The organism is Rhizobium sp. AAP43 (assembly GCF_001296045.1).
GTDB lineage: Bacteria > Pseudomonadota > Alphaproteobacteria > Rhizobiales > Rhizobiaceae > Allorhizobium.
This window is the reverse complement of sequence record NZ_LJHS01000004.1, coordinates 80,265-101,675: the sequence shown is the minus strand read 5'-3', so window position 1 is coordinate 101,675 and position 21,411 is coordinate 80,265. Positions and strand designations below refer to the sequence as shown.

Annotated in this window: 20 protein-coding genes; 13 read left to right on the top strand and 7 right to left on the bottom strand. The window is 60.7% G+C overall.

Going from position 1 to position 21,411, the window contains the following annotated elements; all coding sequences use genetic code 11:
* Nucleotides 1–316: 316 nt before the first annotated feature.
* From IP76_RS02565 to IP76_RS02555, 3 genes are all read left to right on the top strand, one after another.
* Entirely contained in the window at nucleotides 317–847 is a 531-nt protein-coding gene (locus tag IP76_RS02565; RefSeq protein WP_054156615.1) for an invasion associated locus B family protein, read from the top strand.
* 124 nt (nucleotides 848–971) lie between these two features.
* On the top strand, nucleotides 972–2,387 hold the full coding sequence (gene tldD / locus IP76_RS02560; RefSeq protein WP_054156802.1) for a metalloprotease TldD: 1,416 nt from the start codon (nucleotides 972–974) through the stop codon (nucleotides 2,385–2,387).
* Nucleotides 2,384–2,800 (top strand): VOC family protein, encoded by a 417-nt coding sequence (locus IP76_RS02555; protein ID WP_054156614.1) that lies wholly within the window; start codon nucleotides 2,384–2,386, stop codon nucleotides 2,798–2,800. Before tldD ends, IP76_RS02555 begins: the two co-directional genes overlap by 4 nt.
* A 54-nt stretch (nucleotides 2,801–2,854) precedes the next feature.
* On the opposite strand, the gene IP76_RS02550 is transcribed toward IP76_RS02555, so the two are convergent.
* Nucleotides 2,855–4,141, bottom strand: a complete 1,287-nt coding sequence (locus IP76_RS02550; RefSeq protein ID WP_054156613.1) for a D-alanyl-D-alanine carboxypeptidase family protein — start codon at nucleotides 4,139–4,141, stop codon at nucleotides 2,855–2,857.
* Between the two features lie 635 nt (nucleotides 4,142–4,776).
* Between IP76_RS02550 and IP76_RS02545 the strand changes: the two genes are divergently transcribed.
* Nucleotides 4,777–5,826 carry a polysaccharide deacetylase family protein gene (locus IP76_RS02545; protein WP_197278296.1) on the top strand — a complete coding sequence of 350 codons (1,050 nt, stop codon included), beginning with the start codon at nucleotides 4,777–4,779 and terminating at the stop codon, nucleotides 5,824–5,826.
* A 46-nt stretch (nucleotides 5,827–5,872) separates the two neighbouring features.
* Here IP76_RS02545 and pdxH read toward each other — a convergent pair whose 3' ends face one another.
* Complete coding sequence (gene pdxH / locus IP76_RS02540; protein WP_054156612.1) at nucleotides 5,873–6,487, bottom strand: pyridoxamine 5'-phosphate oxidase; 615 nt, start codon at nucleotides 6,485–6,487, stop codon at nucleotides 5,873–5,875.
* Between the two features lie 110 nt (nucleotides 6,488–6,597).
* On the opposite strand from pdxH, the gene IP76_RS02535 reads away from it, so the two are divergent.
* The 4 genes from IP76_RS02535 (at nucleotide 6,598) to IP76_RS02520 (ending at nucleotide 10,299) form a co-directional block, all read left to right on the top strand.
* Nucleotides 6,598–7,008 (top strand): RT0821/Lpp0805 family surface protein, encoded by a 411-nt coding sequence (locus IP76_RS02535; protein WP_156318450.1) that lies wholly within the window; start codon nucleotides 6,598–6,600, stop codon nucleotides 7,006–7,008.
* A gap of 245 nt (nucleotides 7,009–7,253) precedes the next feature.
* Nucleotides 7,254–8,555 (top strand): DnaJ domain-containing protein, encoded by a 1,302-nt coding sequence (locus IP76_RS02530; protein ID WP_054156611.1) that lies wholly within the window; start codon nucleotides 7,254–7,256, stop codon nucleotides 8,553–8,555.
* A 315-nt stretch (nucleotides 8,556–8,870) separates the two neighbouring features.
* A complete protein-coding gene (fabI, locus tag IP76_RS02525) occupies nucleotides 8,871–9,689 on the top strand; it encodes an enoyl-ACP reductase FabI (RefSeq protein ID WP_054156610.1) in 819 nt (272 codons plus the stop codon).
* Between the two features lie 19 nt (nucleotides 9,690–9,708).
* Complete coding sequence (locus tag IP76_RS02520) at nucleotides 9,709–10,299, top strand: histidine phosphatase family protein (protein ID WP_054156609.1); 591 nt, start codon at nucleotides 9,709–9,711, stop codon at nucleotides 10,297–10,299.
* A gap of 52 nt (nucleotides 10,300–10,351) precedes the next feature.
* Here the strand turns inward: IP76_RS02520 and IP76_RS02515 are convergent, their stop codons facing one another.
* Entirely contained in the window at nucleotides 10,352–10,612 is a 261-nt protein-coding gene (locus tag IP76_RS02515) for a DUF1344 domain-containing protein (RefSeq protein ID WP_054156799.1), read from the bottom strand.
* A 306-nt stretch (nucleotides 10,613–10,918) separates the two neighbouring features.
* Here IP76_RS02515 and IP76_RS02510 point away from each other — a divergent pair, with 306 nt between their 5' ends.
* The 4 genes from IP76_RS02510 to IP76_RS02495 all read left to right on the top strand — a co-directional run bounded on the left by IP76_RS02510 (nucleotide 10,919) and on the right by IP76_RS02495 (nucleotide 17,371).
* The gene (locus IP76_RS02510) at nucleotides 10,919–13,951 is read left to right on the top strand and encodes a GGDEF and EAL domain-containing protein (protein ID WP_054156608.1); all 3,033 of its coding nucleotides are present in this window, start codon (nucleotides 10,919–10,921) and stop codon (nucleotides 13,949–13,951) included.
* A gap of 164 nt (nucleotides 13,952–14,115) precedes the next feature.
* Nucleotides 14,116–15,210: a chorismate synthase gene (gene aroC, locus IP76_RS02505; protein WP_054156607.1), complete on the top strand. Its 1,095-nt coding sequence runs from the start codon at nucleotides 14,116–14,118 to the stop codon at nucleotides 15,208–15,210.
* Nucleotides 15,211–15,220: 10 nt separating this feature from the next.
* Complete coding sequence (ribB, locus tag IP76_RS02500) at nucleotides 15,221–16,321, top strand: 3,4-dihydroxy-2-butanone-4-phosphate synthase (RefSeq protein WP_054156606.1); 1,101 nt, start codon at nucleotides 15,221–15,223, stop codon at nucleotides 16,319–16,321.
* 99 nt (nucleotides 16,322–16,420) lie between these two features.
* Entirely contained in the window at nucleotides 16,421–17,371 is a 951-nt protein-coding gene (locus IP76_RS02495; protein ID WP_054156605.1) for a flagellin, read from the top strand.
* A gap of 29 nt (nucleotides 17,372–17,400) precedes the next feature.
* Here the strand turns inward: IP76_RS02495 and IP76_RS02490 are convergent, their stop codons facing one another.
* The 4 genes from IP76_RS02490 to IP76_RS02475 all read right to left on the bottom strand — a co-directional run bounded on the left by IP76_RS02490 (nucleotide 17,401) and on the right by IP76_RS02475 (nucleotide 20,258).
* Nucleotides 17,401–18,108, bottom strand: coding sequence for an RES family NAD+ phosphorylase (locus IP76_RS02490; protein WP_054156604.1), 708 nt, complete (start codon nucleotides 18,106–18,108; stop codon nucleotides 17,401–17,403).
* Complete coding sequence (locus IP76_RS02485; RefSeq protein WP_054156603.1) at nucleotides 18,109–18,540, bottom strand: antitoxin Xre-like helix-turn-helix domain-containing protein; 432 nt, start codon at nucleotides 18,538–18,540, stop codon at nucleotides 18,109–18,111.
* Nucleotides 18,541–18,620: 80 nt separating this feature from the next.
* Entirely contained in the window at nucleotides 18,621–19,037 is a 417-nt protein-coding gene (locus IP76_RS02480) for a GNAT family N-acetyltransferase (protein ID WP_054156602.1), read from the bottom strand.
* Between the two features lie 33 nt (nucleotides 19,038–19,070).
* Nucleotides 19,071–20,258: a winged helix-turn-helix domain-containing protein gene (locus IP76_RS02475; RefSeq protein WP_054156601.1), complete on the bottom strand. Its 1,188-nt coding sequence runs from the start codon at nucleotides 20,256–20,258 to the stop codon at nucleotides 19,071–19,073.
* A gap of 167 nt (nucleotides 20,259–20,425) precedes the next feature.
* Here IP76_RS02475 and IP76_RS02470 point away from each other — a divergent pair, with 167 nt between their 5' ends.
* Nucleotides 20,426–21,352: a manganese catalase family protein gene (locus IP76_RS02470; protein WP_054156600.1), complete on the top strand. Its 927-nt coding sequence runs from the start codon at nucleotides 20,426–20,428 to the stop codon at nucleotides 21,350–21,352.
* Nucleotides 21,353–21,411: the final 59 nt, after the last annotated feature.

Genomic DNA, 21,411 nt, shown 5'->3' with positions numbered 1-21,411 from the left:
CTCCCACAAGCGCTTGATCCACATCAAACCATAGCGCATAAATCATGCTAGTGTCGCCGTTTCAAATCATAGATTGGCCGCATTCGCAATACGCCCGAACGAAAGCTGGTGCGGCATTTTTGCGCTTGATCAAATGCCTGTGGGAACCGCTGTGGTTTTCAGCGCCCAGATGACAGCAGCCGTGCCGGATCGCGGCCTTGCGTTGGAAATCCAGTCCCAATTATGCCGTAGTCACTCTTAATACAGGCCCGGGGCTTCCCAATTCCCTACCCCGACGCCAAGAATGCGCGGGATGATTCGTTTTCCAGAGGTATACATGGGTCTTCCACGACTTGCCTGGACCACCCTGACCGCAGGTGCCGTCCTGATCGGTGGGCTGTCCGTGGCCGCACAGGCGCAGCAAACACCACAGCAGCCGGGCTCCGTCCGCTCCAACCATGGGGCATGGTCCGTCATCTGCGACCAGCCGGCCGGGGCATCGACCGAGCAGTGCGCGCTGATGCAGAACGTCATCGCCGACGACCGGCCGGAAGTCGGCCTCTCTGTCGTCGTGCTGAAGACCGCCGACCGGAAGGCCCGCATCCTGCGTATCCTCGCGCCGCTCGGCGTGCTTTTGAAGGATGGCATGGAACTGTTCGTCGACGGCAACAATATCGGCCGGGCCTATTTCACCCGCTGCTTCTCCGAGGGCTGTTATGTTGAGGTCGAGATCGACGACGAGTTGATGAAGATCCTGCGCGCCGGCAAGGCTGCGGTCTTTGCGCTGCGCGAATCGGCCGACCAGGACCGCGTCGGCATTCCGATCGAGCTCGCAGGCTTTGCCGAAGGCTACGACAAACTGCCGTGAGGCGGCCAGGACTCATCGATACTCGCCGCATCGTGAAGCGACAGATCAACAGGGGCAGGTCCATCGGACTTGCCCCTTTTTCGTTGGAAGCCTACATGCGTTGGCAACGCCCAAGGAGATCAGCATGACCCAGGACCTTCTCTCCCTCTTCGATTGCGATGAAGCGACGCTGACGAAGCGTGTCGCGGATGCGCTGAAAGGAGCAGACGACGGCGAACTTTATATCGAGCACGCCCAGGCGGAATCGCTTACCTTCGACAATGGCCGGCTGAAGGGCGGATCCTTCAACACCGACCAGGGTTTCGGCTTGCGTGCGGTGGCCGGTGAAGCGGTCGGTTATGCCCATGCCGGTGAGCTTTCGCTCTCCGCCCTCTCCCGCGCGGCCGATGCAGTCGGTGCCGTCACGCATGGCCATTCCGGCTCCTATGCGGCTGCACCGCAGCGGACCAACGCAAAACTCTACGGCGACGGCAACCCGATCGGCTCTCCGAGCTTCGAAGAGAAGGTGAAGCTGCTCGCCGAAATCGACGCCTATCTGCGCGACAAGGATGCGAAGGTGCGCCAGGTGACCGCCTCGATCGCCGCCAGCTGGCAGGTCGTCGAGATCCTGCGCGCCGACGGACACCGGGTGCGCGACATCCGACCGATGACCCGGATCAATGTCTCCGTCGTCACCGGTGAAGGCGACCGCCAGGAAAGCGGTTCCTTTGGCATTGGCGGCCGCCAGGGGTTTGACGATTTCCTCACGACGGAAAGCTGGCAGCGCGGAGCGGACGAGGCACTGCGCCAGGCGCTGGTCAATCTCGAGGCGCAGGAAGCGCCTGCTGGCACCATGGATATCGTGCTTGGCAATGGCTGGCCGGGCGTCATGCTGCACGAAGCCGTCGGCCACGGGCTGGAAGGCGACTTCAACCGCAAGAAGACCTCCGCCTTTGCAGGCCTGATGGGCGAGATTGTGGCAGCACCCGGCGTCACCGTTGTGGATGACGGTACGATCGACAATCGGCGCGGCTCGATCACCGTCGACGACGAAGGTACGCCTTCGGCTTACAATGTGCTGATCGAAAACGGCCGGCTCGTCGGCTATATGCAGGACCGGCAGAATGCCCGTCTGATGGGCATGAAGCCGACCGGCAACGGCCGTCGTCAGGGCTATGCGCATCAGCCCATGCCGCGCATGACCAATACCTACATGCTCTCGGGCGACAAGACGCCGGAAGAGATCATCGCGTCCGTCAAAAAGGGCATTTATGCCGTTTCCTTCGGCGGCGGTCAGGTGGACATCACCTCCGGCAAGTTCGTTTTCGGCTGCACCGAGGCTTACCTCATCGAAAACGGCAGGATCGGCGCGCCCGTGAAGGGGGCCATGCTGATCGGCAATGGCCCTGACGCGATGAAGCGCATCTCGATGATCGGCAATGACTCCAAGCTCGATACCGGGATTGGCAATTGCGGCAAGGCCGGCCAGTGGGTGCCCGTCGGCGTCGGTCAGCCGCATTTGCGGATGGACCAGATTACCGTGGGCGGCACCAAGGCTTGAGGTCAAACGCGCTCGTCCCCGAACTCGCGGTCAGCGACTGGCGGACGAGCCGCGCCTTCTATTGCGATCTTGTTGGATTCGAGGTCGCCTATGAGCGTCCCGAAGAAGGCTTCAGCTTTCTGACGCTGGGCGATGCACAGCTGATGATCGACCAGATCGGGATTGGGCGCACATTCGAGATTGAAGGCGCACCACTGGAGCGCCCCTTGGGCCGTGGCCTCAACCTGCAGATCCGGGTCCCCGATGTCGGGGCCATCCTCTCACGCCTGGAAACGGCCAAGATCGATCTTTGCTTGCCGCTCGAAGAGAAATGGTATCGGCGGGATGACCATGAAGTCGGCAATCGGCAGTTCCTCGTCGCCGATCCCGATGGCTACCTGCTGCGGTGTTTTGAGGATCTCGGCAGGCGCTAGGCTCCCGTCCTCACCTTGTGCAGCGGCCCGACCTCTACGGCCGGGCGTTCTCCCTCAGCCCCGTGCGGGCATCAGGACGCAGTCGTAACGCTGGCGGATCAGGTGGGCGCAGACGGCGCGGGCCTTGTCCTTGGTTTCAAAGCCGGTAAAGCGGGCGCGGTAGACAGGCACACCGTTGAGCTCGCGCATCTCGGTATAGGTGTCGAGGTTTTCGAGCGGTGCGCCAATCTTGGCGCGGGCTTCAGAGAGGATTTTCATGGCGCCCTGTGCGCTGTCGGAGGCGGCGATCTGGACCTGCCACTTGTTCATCGCGGCGATCTGCGGCTGCGGCTTGGGGGCGACTGGTGCCTCAGCCTCAACGGTTTCAGCAGGCGCTTCCGTCGGCGCATAGGCGGCCGCCACGTTTGGCTGAACACTGCCAGTGATGCCAGCAAGCTGCTGCAGGGCGGACAGGGCATTGCCGCTCTCGGGGGCCGGCGTATCGCCGCCGAGGCGCGCCAGATCGACCTGCACATTGGTGTTGCGGCTGGCGATCAGCTCCTCGCCAGCGGTTGCCTTGGCAAGGTTGGCGTCGATCATCTTTTCCATCAGCCTGTCGCGGCTTGCAGCCGAACGACCGCCCATGACGACGCCGATCACGCGGCGGCCCTTGTCCTCGACAGCGCTGACAAGGTTGTAACCGGACGCATTGGTGTAGCCTGTCTTGATCCCGTCCATGCCCTTGTAGCGGTACATGAGATTGTTGTGGCCGTTGATGGTGCGGCCGCGAAAGGCGAAGCTCTTGGTGGAAAAGAGATCGTAGTCCTTGGGGAAGTCCCGGATCAGCGAAACGCCGAGGGTCGACATGTCACGCGCGGTGGTGAACTGGTCATCATGCGGCAGGCCCGATGCATTGTAGAATGTGGTGTTCGTCATGCCGAGCGCACGCGCCTTGCGGGTCATCATGTTGGCGAAGTTGCGCTCGTTTCCGCCGAGCTTCTCGCCGACAGCCGTTGCCACGTCATTGGCCGAGAGCACGATCATGGCCAGCACCGCTTCCTTGACCGTGATGCTGTCGCCTTCCTTGACGCGAAGCTTGGTCGGCGGACGGGACGAGGCGTATTTCGAAAAAGGAACCGGGCTGTCCCAGCTCAGTGTACCCGCCTTGATCGCATCGAGAACCATGTAGACGGTCATCATCTTGGTGAGCGAGGCGGGGTGATTGAGTTCGTCGGGATTTTCGGAGGCGAGGACTTCACCGGTGCGGGCATCGAGGAGAAGCTGGGCGCTGCCGGCGTGGGCGGAAGTCGAAAGAGACAGGATCGTCACGCAAAACGACAGTACGACCAGAAACTTGCTCATTACGACTCCAGAATTCTCTTCATGTCGGCAGGGGCGAGGACCAGCCGATTCTCGGCCTCATGTCCACGTCGGGAATGCGCTTAGGTCAAGAATGGGGCGACAATCGGCCGACCGACATGGTTCATGACATTTTGTCCACAAAGGCTGACGCAGCCATGGTTAGCAAAGGATTAACGCCGCCACCCGAGATCTGCCCTTTGTGCACTGCAAGAGCGATTTTCGACGTCGCCCACGGTCTTTTGCCCGTGTGGCGTGAAGAAAATCGTCTTTTCGCCCTTTACCTCAACCGAACTTGAGCTTGCAGTGTGCTTTCTCCGACCACCACCGTATTTTTCGGAGACAGACCTTGTTCGAGCCAGACCTCACCCGCGACATCATTCCCGACAGCTTCCCCGACCTCGACATGGCAGCGCGTGACGTCCTCGCACGCAGAAGGCACCCGATCCGCCAGATGATTGGAGTGACGTGGCGACCTCTGCGGCGCCTCTGCGGGGTAATTTTCCCCGATAAGCACGCCGGCGATGAAGCCCGACCGCGAACCGAGCAAGGATCAAGACTTGGCACTCGCCATTGAGTATCGCTTAAGACCTTCCCCGTTAGGTTGCCCGTCAGCAATCATGCAGGGTACGAGGCTTATGGCAGCGGGATTGAAGACCGGACTGAGACGAGCCGCCATTGTTGGCGGGCTCGAATTCTCGTTTTTCCTGTCTCGGCTCGGAGCCCTGCCGGGCCTGCGCGGTCGCGGCGTCATCTTCACGTTGCATCATGTGCGGCCGTTCCAACCCGCAGCCTTCGCCCCGAACCGGCATCTGGAAATCACGCCCGAGTTTCTCGACGCTGCCATTCTCGCCTTGAAGGCCGAGGGTTATCGCTTCATTCCGGTTGAGGCGGTCAAGGACGAATTGTCGGCTCCGAGTGCGCCCACCTCTCCATTTGCCGCTTTCACGCTGGATGACGGGTTTCGCGACAATGCCGTTTATGCAGCACCTGTCTTCCAGCGCCACGGCGTTCCGTTCACGATCTTCGTCTGCAAGGGCTTTTCTGAGCGCAGCCACACCATGTGGTGGGAAACGGCAGCGGCGATGCTGGAAAGCGGGGAGCCTGTAACGATCGAGACAGGCGATGGATCGAGACGCCTCCCCTGCCAGACCTATACGGAAAAGCGCGCCGCAATAGCCGCATTGTCGCGGCTCGTCTTCGAGGGAGACGAAGCCACCGGCATCGGCCGTTTGAACATGGCGGCCTACAATGCCGGTATCGATCCGCATGCGATCGTTGCAGAGAGCATCATGGATTCAGAGGAGCTGCGCCAGATTGCCCGCCACCCGCTGGTCACGCTCGGGGCACACACCGTCAGCCATCGCGGGCTGGCGGCGCTTGACGACAACACCCTGCTTGCCGAGTTCAACCAGAGCGCCGACTATGTCGCCGCCCTGACCGGGAAGCGGCCGAACGTCTTTGCCTATCCCTATGGTGACGAGCGCAGCGCGACCGAGAGAACCGCTGCCTATGCGGAATGGGCAGGCTTCGAGCTCTCCGTCACGACGCGGGCCGGCACGCTATCCCCGGCCGACCTCGACCGGCGGCATCTCGTGCCACGGATCTCGCTCAACGGCTTTTATCAGCAGAGCCGCTATGTCCGGGCGCTCGCCTCCGGCATTCCCTCGCGACTTGCCGCAGGCTGACACGACTGTACCGTGATCTCCGTCACTGATCGTGCAGTGACAGGCGTCACGGATACATTCTCACCTTCTCCCAGCCATCCCCCTCACGACGGAATTCGACGCGGTCATGCAAACGGAATTTGCGGTCGTGCCAGAACTCGATCGAGCGCGGGATGATGCGGAAACCAGACCAGTGTTCAGGCCGAGGCACCGTACCGAGCGCATATTTTGCCGTGTATTCGGCCACGGCTTTTTCGAGCGCAAAGCGGCCTTCAAGTGGCCGCGATTGCTTTGATGCCCAGGCGCCAATGCGGCTGCCAAGTGGCCGGGAGTTGAAATATTCATCCGCTTCTTCGTCGGAAACGACCTCAACTTCGCCCCTTAACCGCACTTGGCGGCGAAGGCTTTTCCAATGAAAACACATTGCTGCCTTTTTCTGGCCTCGAAGTTCCTGTCCTTTCTGGCTTTCGAAATTCGTGTAGAAAACGAAGCCGCGGGCATCATATCCCTTGAGCAAGACCATACGCACATTCGGCAGTCCATCCGCGTCCACGGTGGCCAATGCAACGGCATTGGGATCGTTGATCTCGGATGCCTGCGCGTCGTTCAGCCAGGATGCGAAGAGTGCGAAGGGTTCGTTCTCCTCGGTAAAGTCACCACTTGTTAACCCGAGTTCTGACATATTGTCTCAATTGCTCCCGATCTGCATATTGGCCATGCGTGGCGAAGCACCAGATGGATGGCCCCTTGAAAGACATAGCAAAGTCGTTCGTGCGTACAATGGGTAGGTGCATGCGGAAATCCACGTTGATCCTCTCTCTTGCCGCGACACTTCCGCTCAGCGGCTGCTTTGGCGGCAGCATGGATCTGTTCGGGTCAGACAAGGTGGACAGCTCGATCTCGACCAATACCGTCAATCGCAAAAGCAATCCGCTAAGCCGTTCGGACGAGCTGACGGTTCAAAGTGCCGTCTCATCCGCGGATCTTGGCAAGACCGGGGACCATCCCCTGCCCTGGGCCAATGCCTCGACCGGCAGCGCTGGCGTGGTGACGGCCATCCAGGAAGAAAAGGGCAACGGCTTCATCTGCCGCAACTTCTCGACCACCCGGCACTCGTATGAAGGCATTGCCTATTTCTCCGGCAAGACCTGCACCGCCGGTGGCGGCAGCTGGGAACTGATGAGCTTTGACAAGCAGTCCTGATTGACCGGTTTTTCCCCTATTCAGGGACGATCCTGCCGAATTTGATCGCATTCGAAAGAATTGCTTAAGCAAGTCTCAAGAAACACCGCCTTGCACCCCCTCTGGGTGTAACCTTCGATTAGCGAATTCCGTGCGACGCTCCTCGCCAGTTAACCCGCGGCCGCGATGTTATGCGGTACGGTATTGAGTATTCGCGGGCGAGGCATGATCACCAGCCTCCGCCGCCCTTGTTGGTTTGGTGTTCAATGCGCGATTTTTATTCCATTCTTGGCGTAAAGCGAGATGCGGGTGCGGACGAGATCAAGGCTGCCTGGCGCAGACAGGCGAAATCGGCCCATCCCGACCAGAATCCAGACGATCCGCTGGCGCACAGCCGCTTTGCCGAAATCGGACATGCCTATGACATTCTCAAGGATCCGGCCAAGCGGCGGCGCTACGACCAGAGCCGCGTGAAGCCCGATGCCCTGGACCGCGACAATACGATCATGAAGCAGCGGGAGGCAGCAAGGGCCGCCGCTGAACGGGCGCAGCAGGCGAAAGCGAACGCGGAGCGCGTGATGGCCGAGCTTGCCGAGGCGGAGGCAGAAAAGGCAAGAGCCGACGCCGCAGCAGCCCAAGCCGCCCAAAACGCCCGCAATGCCCAGGCCGCGGCCAATGCCTCGCGCGCCGCACAATCGGCAGCACAGGCGGCAGCCCAAGCTGCTGCCCAGACGGCAAGCGCTTCGCAGGCTGGCCCGCAGGCCGCAGCGGCCGACAGAGCGAAAACAACCCGGACCGCCGAAGACGTGAAAACGGCCGGAGGCGGTGCACAAAAGGAATCGTCCGACAAGGCGGAAAGCCCCGAAGAAATGGTCTCGCGCATCTTCGGCGAGGGTCCTGAGGCGGCGGCGGCGGCCGACAGCATCAAACGGGAACGCGAGGCAGCGGATGCGGCGGCGGCCAACGGCTCCAACCGGCAGGCTATCCCTTCCCTTCTGTCTCCGATCGAGCTCTTCACGTCACTCGTCCGTCGCCTACGCGGCGTGCCGGATACCGTGCCGGAAAAAGCGCCTGACGTGTTTGCCGAAGCGATCGTCGCGATTGGCGATCTGCTTGAGCAGAAATCCGTCCCGCTCACCCTCAATGATGGACGCGATGTACGCGTGCCGTTGAAAGGCGTGACCGATGGACATGTGGTGCGCCTGCGCGAACAGGGCCTTCGCCTGCCCGGCATGAATCGCGGCGATGTTGCCGTGACGGTGCGGGTTGCCCGCAGCGAACGCTTTGTCGTCGACGGCTTCGACCTTCGCACCGTCTTGCCGATCACGCTGGAAAATGCGGTCCTCGGGTGTGAAACGGAGGTCGAGGGACCGGAAGGCAAGGTTCCGCTCACCGTTCCGGCCTGGTCGAATTCGGATCAGGTCATCCGCATCGAAGACCTTGGCCTGCCGAACGGCGAAGGCGGGCGTGGCGGGCTGGTCGTCGAAGTGCGCGTGATGCTCTGGGAAAAGCCGGACGAGAAGGTCACCGATCTCATGCGGCTGATGCGCGAAGGCCTTTACATCTGACAGGTGCCTGGCGACGTCGGTTGAACGCGATGCGCCAATACAGGCCCGGCTGAGCGTGGTGGGGCAGCGGGTGGCGGAACCGTCACCCCTCCCCCGTCCTCCAGTGCCCTCCCTCTCGGCGAGATATCTGCGCGACTGCAAGCCCGAAAGGTTTGCAAGCCATTGGTAAATTAGGAGGAACGAGGCGATTGTGACCCCGTTTCGACCGGCAAACGCAATGTTACGCGGCCTTACAGGAGATGATCCTCTTCAATCTTGAACGCTTGAACGGCCTATGCCATAGGCACTTCATCGAAAGTATCAGGGGATCACATCATGGCTCAAGTTTCCGGCCTTATGGCAGGCAAGCGCGGCGTCATCATGGGCGTTGCAAACAATCGCTCCATAGCATGGGGCATTGCCAAGGCCTGCCACGACCAGGGTGCCGAGATCGCCTTCACCTGGCAGGGTGACGCGCTGAAAAAGCGTGTCGAGCCGCTCGCGCAGGAACTGGGCGCCTTCATGGCCGGTGACTGCGATGTGACCAGCCTCGAAAGCATCGACGCGGTCTTCTCCAATCTCGAAGCCCATTGGGGCAAGATCGACTTCGTCGTGCATGCCATCGCTTTCTCCGACAAGGACGAGCTCACCGGCCGCTACATCGAGACGAGCCACCAGAACTTTACCCGGACGATGGACATTTCCGTCTATTCGTTCACGGCTGTTGCCGCGCGCGCCGAAAAGATCATGAATGACGGCGGGTCGCTGCTGACGCTCACCTACTATGGTGCGGAAAAGGTGATGCCGCATTACAATGTCATGGGCGTTGCAAAGGCGGCGCTTGAGGCCTCCGTACGCTATCTCGCCGTCGACATGGGTGGCCGCGGCATCCGCGTCAACGCGATCTCGGCCGGCCCGATCAAGACGCTTGCCGCCTCCGGCATCGGCGACTTCCGCTATATCCTCAAGTGGAACGAATTGAATTCGCCGCTGAAGCGCAATGTGACCACGGACGAGGTCGGCAATTCGGGCATGTATCTGCTCTCCGACCTCTCCTCGGGCGTCTCCGGCGAAGTGCATCACGTTGACTGTGGTTATCACACGGTCGGCATGAAGGCCGTCGATGCACCCGATATCTCGGTTGCCAAAGACTGAGGTTCGGGGGTCTGACGCCATGCTCATCTACATGATCCGCCATGGACAGACCGACTGGAACGCCGAAGGCCGCATGCAGGGCCAGAAGGATATTGGCCTGAACGACAAGGGTCGCAGTCAGGCCCATGGAAACGGGCTGAAGCTCGCACAGATCCTCGGCACACAAGCCGAGGATTTCGATTATGTCAGCTCCCCTCTCGGACGCACGCGCGACACGATGGAGCGGTTGCGCAGTGCGATGGGGCTGGAGCCTCAGAACTACCGCACCGACGACCGCCTGAAGGAGGTCTCGTTCGGCGACTGGGAAGGCTCAACCTTGCCCGAACTGGCGCTTAAGACGCCAGAGCGGGTCGAGGAGCGCGCCCAGCACAAATGGGATTTCATACCGCCCGGCGAAGATGCCGAAAGCTACGAGATCCTCTCCTGGAGGATCGGCGCCTGGATGAATTCGGTGGAGCGGCCGACGGTCTGCGTCAGCCATGGGGGCGTGATCCGCTGTTGCTTCCGCCTCGTGGGGGGCATGTGCAAGGATAAGGCCTGCGACATCAATATCCCGCAGGATCGTATTTTGAAGATCGAGCGCGACGAGGGTCGCATCGACTGGCTCTGACATAAGCCCACCTGCCTCGCAATCTGCAAAAGCAGGCGCTAAAACTGACCGATTACTGGATCAGCTCGAGATCTTCCACGACGCGCTTGCCATCGACTTCCGTGTAGAAGACGATGACTTTCTGACCGGATTCCAGACCATCGAAATTGAATTCGGCCGGGACGTCATAAGTTTTGCCGTCGTCCAGCTGCAGGGTCATGCCCTCGACATTGACAGAGCGGATCGTGCCTTCGACGTCGCCACTGCCGGCAAATGCGCTGAGCGGGGACAGCAGGCTTGCCGTGGCAAGCAGGACCGAAATCATGAGGCGCATGCGAACCACCTTCGAATAAATCATAGAATTCAATTGCGTCACAATACGCTCCCCAAATGTGGCAAAATTTGCCCGACACCATGTCCAGATCTGTGGAATTCTGGTCCGAAACCAAGGCGCGGATCAAGCCGTGCCCGGCGATTTTCAGTGAACAGTTTTTGTTCACCTCCGAGCCTGCATCCGAGCCCGGGCTTCAGGACCTCGTAACCATGCAAGACCATGACTGTACCCACGAAATGCTAAATTAACCCGTCGCGTTTTAACTGACCTCATCAGGAATGGGGTGGCAGCACTTTGCGTGACGGAATGAAGGATCGGGTTCGATCCGAATACAAATTGGGCGGCAGCACGTTCTGGCTGATCGCCGGCGCCTCGCTGGGCGCACTGATCCTGACTGCCGGCTTCCTGATCGACCGCAACACGGCGCTGCAGGAGAGACTGCGGGTGGAGCAGGCCGTACGCCACGCTCTGCAGCTGGCAGAAAGAGCGCTCGATACCCAACTGGTGCAGGACATAGACATCGTCAGCTCGATTGCCGACGACATTGCAGACGACGCGATGCTGGCGCCGCGGGAGCTCAACCGCACGCTAGAAAGCGTTCTGAAGCGCAATCCGCATCTGCGTTCCATTACATTCGGTCCGCTGGACGACGACAGCCGCATGGCCTTCACGCCCAGGGTGACCAGCGATCCGACATCGATCTCCATCGACATTCCAATCCCCCCAATGCCCTGGCAGACGGCAACACGCTGGCAATCCCTGAGAGCGGAGATCGATAAGGTCGGTTTCCTGCAGGCGGCCGGGGTTTCGGATGTCGGCCAGCAGGAAGAAGGCTCGCTGTTCCGATACCTCGATTTGGTGATCGCTCAGGACGGCAAGATCCTCTATGGCGATTCAAAGGTTCTGTCCGAAGAGCCGGTCAGCATTCGCGTTACGCTTGCCGGCGCTGCACTCGACCTTTACGGCGTTCCGAGCGACACCTGGGAGGCGGCTGAACTCCGAAGCCTGCCAGCCCGGCTGCTGCTGCTCGCAGGTATTGTGACGATGATGATCGCCGCCTTTGGCGCGATCTATCTGTTGCGCGAGCGCAACCAGAATCTTGTCCGGCTTGCCATTCGCGAGGCTCGCCTGGCGGATCTCTCCAAGCGCCTGCAAATTGCTCTGGAGACGTCGAATACCGGCATCTGGGAGATCGACGAGGCGACCCGCCACATGGTCTGGGACGCGCGCACGGCCGAGCTGCACGAGAGACACGCCGATGGCAGCGGCTGCCACGATCGCCTTGAGGACTGGTACAACGCCATTCACGTCGACGACCTACCGCTGGCCGAAAAGCTGTTCTTCGATTGCGTCGTGGCCCGCTCCCAGGACACATGGGATCTGAGCTACCGGGTGATGCAACAAGATGGCGTCGTCCGCCACCTGCGCTCGGTCGGCGCACGTTCGCAGGACGGACAGCTGACCGGCATTGTCTGCGACATCACCAATGATGCCCTGCTCAACCAGTCGCTGAGCAGGGCCAAGGAAACCAGCGATATCAAGAATGCAGAGCTGGAACTGGCGCTTGAGGAACTCTCGGCACGCGAACACCAGCTGGTCGAGCTTTCACAACGCCTCGACATCGCGCTCGGCTCCTATAATTGCGGCACGTGGGAGGGCGATCCGGTCACCAAGACCGCCGTGTGGGACGAGCGCATGCATCAGCTTTACGGCATGCCCTATTCCGACAAGCCGGTGACCGAGCATCAATGGCTGGCCAGCCTGCATGCAGACGACCGCAGCCTTGTCGTGCTCTCGGCCAAGCGCGCCGCCAATCTCGGCCAACCGTTGAACACGACACAGCGCGTCGTGCTGCCGAACAATGAGACGCGTTTCATCCGCTCCGTCGGCCAGGCCCATATCGACCGCGACGGCAAGAAGAAGCTGATCGGCATCGCCTTCGACGTGACCGCCGACGTGCTGCTTGCCGAACAGCTGCGCGCCGCCAAGGCCGAGACGGACACGCGCAATATCGAGCTCGAGCTTGCCAAGAACCGGATCGAATACAATTCGCTGCATGATCCGCTCACCTCGCTTGCCAATCGCCGCAAGCTGGACATGGAGCTCGACGCAATCGGCCGCGCCGCCCCAGGGGAGCGGCAGAAATTCGCCATCCTCCACCTCGATCTCGACCGGTTCAAGGAAATCAACGATACGCTTGGCCATGCCGCGGGCGATACGATGCTGGTGCATGCCTCGCGCATTCTGACCAAGATCGTGCCGCGCGGAGACCTTGTGGCGCGCATCGGCGGCGATGAGTTCGTCATTCTCTCGCGACAGGCGACGACGACGGAAGAACTGTCCAAACTGTCCTCCCGCATTCTCGAGGAAATGCGTCAGCCTATCGACTTTGAGGGTTTTGACTGCCGTTGCGGCGTCTCGATCGGTATTGCGCAGTCTATCGGCTTCGTGCCCGATCCGCGCAAGCTTCTGATCAATGCCGACATTGCGCTCTATCAGGCCAAGGAAAAGGGCCGTAACGGCTTCGAATTCTTCACGCCAGACCTGCAAGCCAATATCGTCGCCCGCAAGCGGATGGCGGACGACATTCTGGCGGGCATCGAACGCGACGAGTTCATCGTCCACTACCAGCCGCAGTTCCACGCCAATTCGATGCAGCTCTGCGGTGCCGAGGCGCTGGTGCGCTGGCGCCATCCGGACCGGGGGATCGTTGCCACCAACCACTTCCTCAGGATCGCCGAAGACCTGAACGTCATGGCGCGGATCGACGAGATCGTGCTGCAGACGGCATTGAAGGACCAGATGCGCTGGACAGCGCTCGGCGTGCCGATCCCACGGATCTCGGTCAATGTCTCGTCGCGCCGCCTGCATGACGTGACCCTGGTCGATCAGTTGCAGAAGCTGAACCTGACGCCTGGCACGATCTGTTTCGAACTGGTGGAATCGATCTTTCTGGACGACGGCGACAGCGTGTCGGCCGAGAACATCGAGCGCATCAAGGCGCTGGGCATCGATATCGAGATCGACGACTTCGGCACCGGCCACACCTCGATCGTCAGCCTGCTAAAGCTCAAGCCCAAGCGCCTGAAGATCGATCGCCAGCTTGTCATGCCAATCACCAGCCAGCCGCAGGAGCGCAGCCTCGTGCGCTCGATTGTCGAAATCGCGCGCTCGCTGGGCGTCGAGACGGTGGCAGAAGGCGTCGAGACGCAGGAACATGCAACCATGCTGCGGCAGATCGGCTGCGACTATCTGCAGGGCTTTGCCTTCGCCAAGCCCCTGTCATTTGAAGATTTCACCCGCTTTGTCGACAAGCTGCCGCAGAAAAAGGCGTCCTGAGATCTTGCTCCTGCCGGTTGCGGGCCGCCTGGCCCGCCCGGCAATCGCCCGGGATTGCGCAAAACCGCTTCACAGGTTTCGCCGATTTGCTTTAAGAGTGTCGGCATCCAAGGCCCGCGCTGGCCATCAGAGTGTCGCCAGCCAGAATGTAGTGGTTCGTCTTCATGTCGCATAACAGTTTCGGTCATCTCTTCCGCGTCACCACCTGGGGCGAAAGCCATGGTCCGGCGCTTGGCGCGGTCGTCGATGGCTGCCCTCCCGGCATTCGCTTCGTCCAGGAGGACCTGCAGGCCTTCATGGACAAGCGCAAACCTGGCCAGTCGCGTTTCGTTACCCAGCGGCGCGAGGACGATATCGTCAAGGTGCTGTCCGGCGTGATGCCGCAGGATGACGGCTCGATGATCACGACGGGCACGCCCGTTTCGCTCTTCATCGAGAACACGGATCAGCGGTCGAAGGACTATGGCGAGATCGCCAAGCGTTTCCGTCCGGGCCATGCCGACTTCACCTATGACCTGAAATACGGCATTCGCGACTATCGCGGCGGCGGACGCTCGTCTGCCCGCGAGACGGCGGCACGCGTGGCCGCCGGTGCGCTGGCGCGATTGGCCATGCCTGATGTCACCATTCGCGGCGCACTGGTGCAGATCGGCAAACACAAGATCAACCGCGACAACTGGGACTGGGCGCAGGTCGACCAGAACCCGTTCTTCGCGCCGGATGCCGAGATCGTTCCGGTCTGGGAACGCTATCTCGACGAGATCCGCAAGGCAGGCTCATCCGTCGGCGCCGTCATCGAAGTCGTGGCCGAGGGTGTGCCGGCCGGGATCGGGGCTCCGGTCTATGGCAAGCTCGATCAGGAGATCGCGGCCGGCCTGATGTCGATCAACGCCGTCAAGGGCGTGGAGATCGGCAATGGCTTTGGGGCGGCCGAAATCACCGGTGAGGAAAATGCCGACGAAATGCGGATCGGCCCGGATGGCAAGCCGGTTTTCCTGTCCAACCATGCCGGCGGCGTGCTGGGCGGAATTGCGACCGGCGAGCCGCTGGTCGCCCGTTTTGCCATCAAGCCGACCTCGTCGATCCTGACCGAACGCCGCTCAATCGATTCCGACGGGCAGGAAGTGGATGTGCGCACCAAGGGTCGTCACGACCCCTGCGTCGGAATTCGTGCCGTGCCTGTCGGTGAGGCGATGCTCGCCTGCACCATTCTCGACCATATTCTGAGGGATCGCGGCCAGACCGGCCGCCTGAAGTGAGGCCTGACGCATGAGCTATGACCAGAAGCGCGTCGTGGACGCCATCCGTGCCTTCGAAGCGGGCGAGATCGTCGTCGTCATGGACGATGACGGCCGCGAGAACGAAGGTGACCTGATCGTCGCAGCCGTGCATTGCACGCCGGAAAAGATGGCCTTTATCGTGCGCCACACATCGGGCATCGTCTGCGCGCCGATGCCGAAGGAAGAGGCCAAGCGGCTGAACCTCTCGGCCATGGTTGCCGACAATGACAGTGCCCATACAACCGCCTTCACCGTTTCGGTCGACTTCAAGCATGGCACAACGACCGGCATCTCGGCCGACGACCGGACGCTGACGGTGCGCAACCTCGCCAATCCGAATGTCGGCGCGGCCGATTTCGTTCGTCCCGGACACATCTTCCCGCTGGTGGCCCGCGAAGGCGGCGTGCTGATGCGCTCCGGCCATACGGAAGCGGCCGTCGATCTCTGCCGACTGGCATCGCTGCCGCTGATCGGGGTGATCTCCGAACTGGTCAATGACGACGGCACCGTGATGCGTGGGCCGCAGGTCGCCTCCTTTGCCGAGCAGCATGGGTTGAAGCAGGTGTCGGTCGCCGATCTCATCGCCTATCGCCAGCGCAAGGAAACGCTGATCCAGCTGCATTCGAGCTTCGACATCCAGACGCCTTACGGGACCGCCAAGGGCCACAGCTATTCCCTGCCCTGGGATCCGATGCAGCATCTGGCCGTGGTGTTCGGCGATATCCGTGATGGCGAGGACATTCCGGTGCGCTTGCATCTCGAACATGTCGGCGCTGACGTCTTCGGCAACAACCGGCAGATCGAAGGCATCATGAAGAAGATCGCAGAAAAAGGCCGCGGCATCATCGTCTATCTGCGCGAAGGCTCGGTGGGCGTCGGTGCATCGACCACGGCGCGCACTGGCAAACACGACCGGGAAGGCCATCAGGAAGCCCAGGCGCGCGAAAGCGAATGGCTGGAAATCGGACTGGGTGCGCAGATCCTGAAAGATCTCGGCGTCACCTCGATCAAGCTGATGTCCTCGCGCGAGCGCCACTATGTCGGCCTCGAAGGCTTTGGCATCAAGATCTCGCAGACAGAGATCGTTTGAAGGCAAAAATCCCTTAAATTTAGCAGGGTAAAACACCCTTCTTTAACCATCTTATACGAAGGTATCGAATGTAACCATAGAAGTGCGTTCGATACCTGTATGACGAGTATACTGACAAACCGCAGTGCATTTGCGGCCTTATCTAATTTGCGACTTGTTTCGACCGAAATATTGAAATCCGAGGCGGAGACATCTTCCGGCCTCAGAGTTCGGGATGCGTCCGACAATGCTGCCTACTGGTCGATCAGCACGACGCTGAGATCCGACCAGCAGGCACTCGGTGCCGTGGAAGACGCGCTTGGCCTTGGCGCCGCCGCCGTCGACACCGCTTATGCCGGCATGAGCTCGGTCATCGACATCGTCGACCAGATCAAGGCAAAACTGGTTGCGTCCAGAGAAACCAGCGTCGACAAGCTGAAAGTGAACACCGAGCTGGACCAGCTGAAAGAGCAGATCTATGCGGTGGTGGAATCCTCCAGCTTCTCCGGCCAGAATTGGCTGCATCGGATGGATGCGTCCGACGACGCCGACAGACTTGTCGTGTCGTCCTTCAACCGTGTCGACAGCGGCGTATCTCTCAAGACCATCTCCTACGGCATGACCAATCAGTGGGGCACCAATCATCTGATCGATGAAAGCTTCCACAATGGCATTCTCACCAATGTCGAGTTCGCCCGCGATCTGGGCACGGCGACCGAATGGGTACTTCTGAACGGCAAAAACCACGCCATCCACCCGGAGATTGCCCTGACCGACGCGACCACCGGCGAGGAGATTGACGAGATGGTCAGCGTGATCGACATGATGCTGGGCGCCATGGCCGACGCGGCTGCAAGCCTCGGCGCGCTTTCGGTGCGCATCGATATGCAAACGGAATTCGTTGCCACGATGAAGAGCGCCGTCGACGATGGTGTGGGCCGGCTTGTCGATGCCGACATGGAAGAGACGGCCGCGCGGCTCAAGGCGCTACAGACCCAGCAGCAACTGGCAACACAATCGCTTTCGATTGCGAATTCCCAACCGGAAATCCTGCTCCGGCTGTTCCAGTAAGACGTAACAGTCAGCCTTGACGGCTTTTCTTAAACGACAGGCGCGTTGACGGGCCCTTCGATCACAGGTGTCGGCTTGCCTGACCAGACGAGGCGGTAGACGTCTCCCTGACGGACCGACTGGACAGCGGCAGGGCGGAGCACGGCGAGACAGGTGCCGCCCGAATGCCGAACGGAGGGGTAGATGATGCCGTTCGCCCCTGCCCTTCGTGTGTCGTCAGCCAGCGCATTGCCGAGCGGATAGCCACGCGCCTTGTCGGGATCGAGCGCCGGATGGTCTGGCACGGCGCGCAGATCGACGAAATCACCGGAGACGCTTGAGAACATTTCCGCATATTCGACCACCGCCTCGAATACCCCGGTATGGCTCAGAAAATTGGTCATGTGGAAGCTGATTTCCGCAAGGCAGGTTTCGACCACCAGTGCCGAATACCAGGCACCGCGATTGGCGCCGTTGAACCGGTTCGGCTCACGCGGCTTTGCGTAGGCGAAGCAGGCATTGATGAAATGCGCATGCGGCACGTCGTAGACGAGTTCGTTGGCGGCGAGCCCGGAAATGCCGGTGGCCTGCGCCTGCAGACGGCTCGACGTTGCCGCTTCGATCTCGGCCAGTTCCGCCAGTTCATCGGATGTGTCGACAAGGCTTGCCAGAACCGCCTCACGCAGCCGCGCCGTCGAGACGAGCCGGACGGTTTTCGGAAAGGCGAGCGTGGCAACCGGAATGCCGGCGACCTGCACTCAGAGACCTCCCCGCACCGCGTCGAGATAGCGGCGCACTTCCAGCATATGCGGAATGCCGCCCTCGATCATGGCGGCCACCGGCGTCAGCCGATCAAAGAGCGGACCGGTGTTTTCCAGCTGCAGCCAGCGATCAGCCATCTGATCGGCAAAGAGCAGATGCAGCGCCTTGTAGATGCCGGTGAGTGCCGAGATGCGGGTCATCTGGTCCTGGGTCAGTGTCTTTTCAACCGTCTCAGGCTTCAGCCTTTCCCAGGTGCTCATCGAGACACCGAGCAAGGCTGCTGCCTGCTGGCCTGTCAGGCCCCACTGCTCGGCCAGTCGCCGATAGGCCTTGAGCGCCGTTCTCGACAGACGCGTGCGGTCGGTTTCTGCACTGAAGCCCTGAAGACGGGCGGGGCGATCGTCTTGCATCACAGATGGGTTCAACATTCGAGTCTCCTTCAAATGACGACTAGAATATACGTCATATGATGGAATTTTCAAGACGGGGCCGATGAAACCCATAGACCTCAGCGGACCTTCCGCGCCATGCCGATGGAACGGGGCGCGGTTTCCGCGAAACCGAACTGCGCATAGAGCCGGTTGGCCGGCACGTCGGCGATCAGGCTGACATAGGCGGTCTTGGGCAGGGTAGCGATGAAGTCCGACAGGGCCGTCATGATCCACTTGGCGAGCCCTTTGCCCTGATGGGCCGGCAGGATGGCGATATCGGTCACCTGAAAAAAGCAGCCGCCATCGCCAATGATCCGGCCCATGCCGATGGTCTCGTCACCCAGCATCAGCGAGACACCAAAGATCGAATTGGGCAGACCCTTTTCCGCCGCCTCCCGCGAAAAGGGTGTGAGGCCAGACTCGAGGCGCAGGCGCATGTAGTCGTCGATGGAAGGCATGCGGGTTTCGATGTGGTAGGCGCTGTTGTCGGTCATGCCTTAAGTCTTTCTGATTGATTTTTCCGTTGCTCAGCCGAGCCAGCCATCAAGGTGCTGCACGCTGTCCATGCCGACGAAGCGGGCCATGCGCTGCAATTCGGCATCGAGCCGATCAAGCCGGCCGGCCGTTGGTTTGACGCCCGGTTCGAGCCAGAGACGGCGCACGGCCAGCACGCCGGCCTTGCGCTCCGCCTTCATGTCGATGCGGCCGATCAGGCGATCCCCCTCCAGAAGCGGGAAGACGTAATAGCCGTATTGCCGCTTTGGCTCCGGCACGTAGATCTCGATGCGATAGAAGAAGCCGAACAGGCGTTCGCTGCGGTTGCGGTCACGGATCAGCGGATCGAAGGGCGAGAGCACGCGGATGCGGGCTGGTGGTTCGGGCGCCTCGATGAGGCTGCCGAGCTGATCGACAAAGGCGAAGGAGATGCGGGACTTGCCGTCTACGGTGCCGAGCGTCACCTCCTCCAGCTCGTCGCGATGGGCGGCGACCCAGAGCTTCGCCTCGTCCGGGGTGATCAGGTCGAAGAAGGCGGCAATCTCGCCTGATGTCGCGAAGCCGAGGCGGGTCAGTGCCGACCGGCAGGCCCAGTCGACAAAACTGTCATGGTCGACCTCGCCTGCGTGATGTTCGGCCGGGATGATCCGCTCCGACAGGTCATACACTTTCTGGAACCCGTCGCGCCGGGCAATCGATAGCTTGCCCGTATGCCAGAGATATTCGAGCGCGGTCTTCGACGGATGCCAGTTCCACCAGCCGCCGGACTTGTGGTCCTCATCCTTGACGTCGCGGGCCATGACGGGCCCATGATCGCGGATGCGGGCATAGGTTTCCTCGAAAGCCCGATCAAACCCCTCCCCTTGCCACTTCGCCCAGTTCTCCATGATCTTCGCCTCCCGGCGAATGAAGCGATGTTTCCAATAGGGAAAGAAGGCCGAGGGGATGACCGAGGCATCATGCGTCCAGTGTTCGAAAAGCGATCGGTCCTTTTCCAGGAGATGAGCGAGGTCCTTGGGACGGTAGGTCTGGTTGCGCGAGAACAGGATCTGGTGATGCGCCCGCTCGACCCACTGGATGCTGTCGATCTGCACGAAGCCGAGATCATGGATCAGCGCGTACAAGCCATCACGGCCCAGTGCCTTTGTCGGCGAGCGCGACAGGCCCTGCCGTTCAAGGAAGATTTTGCGCGCCAGTACATTCGGAAGATGAATCGCCATGAGGAAGGAGGCTAGCGAATGTTCTGCATTCGTTCAATCACTCTGACGGTCTTACAACCGTGATTGCACCAAGAATTTCGCCTTTGACGCGAACACTCGTGAGTTTTCAGAGGAACAAGCCCTGTATCCGAAGGTTGTGTCCATGCCTCCAACCAAAGGACATCACCATGTTCATGAGAGTCGACAAGCTGCAGGCAAACCTGCCAGCACCCAAGCGTGCAGATCCAAACGCCGCCGCTGCCCTGCAGGAACTGCTCGGTGGGAAATACGGCGAAATGTCCACACTCGGGAACTATATGTTTCAGAGCTTCAACTTTCGCAGCAAGGAAAAACTCAGACCCTTCTATTCCTTGGTCGCCAGCATTACCGCCGAGGAGCTCGGTCATGTCGAGCTCGTCAGCAACGGCGTCGTGATGCTGAACAACGGCCCGGATGTTCCTGATGGCGACGAAGGGGATGGCGGGGATATTTCCGATGCGCCCTATGAGGGCATGAAGGATATCCGGCTGGCTGCCGCCTTCCTCTCTGGCGGCGGCGGCGCGATGCCGGTCAACAGCAATGGCGTCTCGTGGAACAACGACTTCATCACCACGACGGGCAATGTCGTGGTCGACCTCTTGCACAACTTCCACCTGGAATGCGGTGCCCGCCTGCATAAGCTCAGGGTCTATGAAACCCTGTCTGATCCCACCGGACGGGAAGTCTGCGGCTATCTGCTCGTGCGCGGCTCGGTCCATGCCCATGCCTATGCGCTGGCTCTCGAGAAGATCACCGGCGTCGACGTGAAGAAGTTCCTGCCCACGCCGAACATCCCGCTCGACAAGATCCCCGAGTGCCAGAAATATCTCGACGAAGGCTCGCATCGCCGGCTCTATACGTTCAGCCCGAACGATTACAAGGAGATGTCCGGGATCTGGGGCAATGGCGAAGTCGCCTTGCCGAATGATCCGCCAGGCGAACTCGAAGTGGTGGACGGCATGCCGGAAGGTGGCAAGATCCACCAGTTTGTCGGCGTCCCCTCAGCCTTCACGCCGGACTACTCGCCGGAAGAAATGTTCGAGATCGCAGAGAAGCTCTACAAAAAGTCCAGATAACAAAAAGAGCACATCCACGGCCGGGGCTGGAAAAGCCCCGGCTTGCGCCAGCCCCAAGT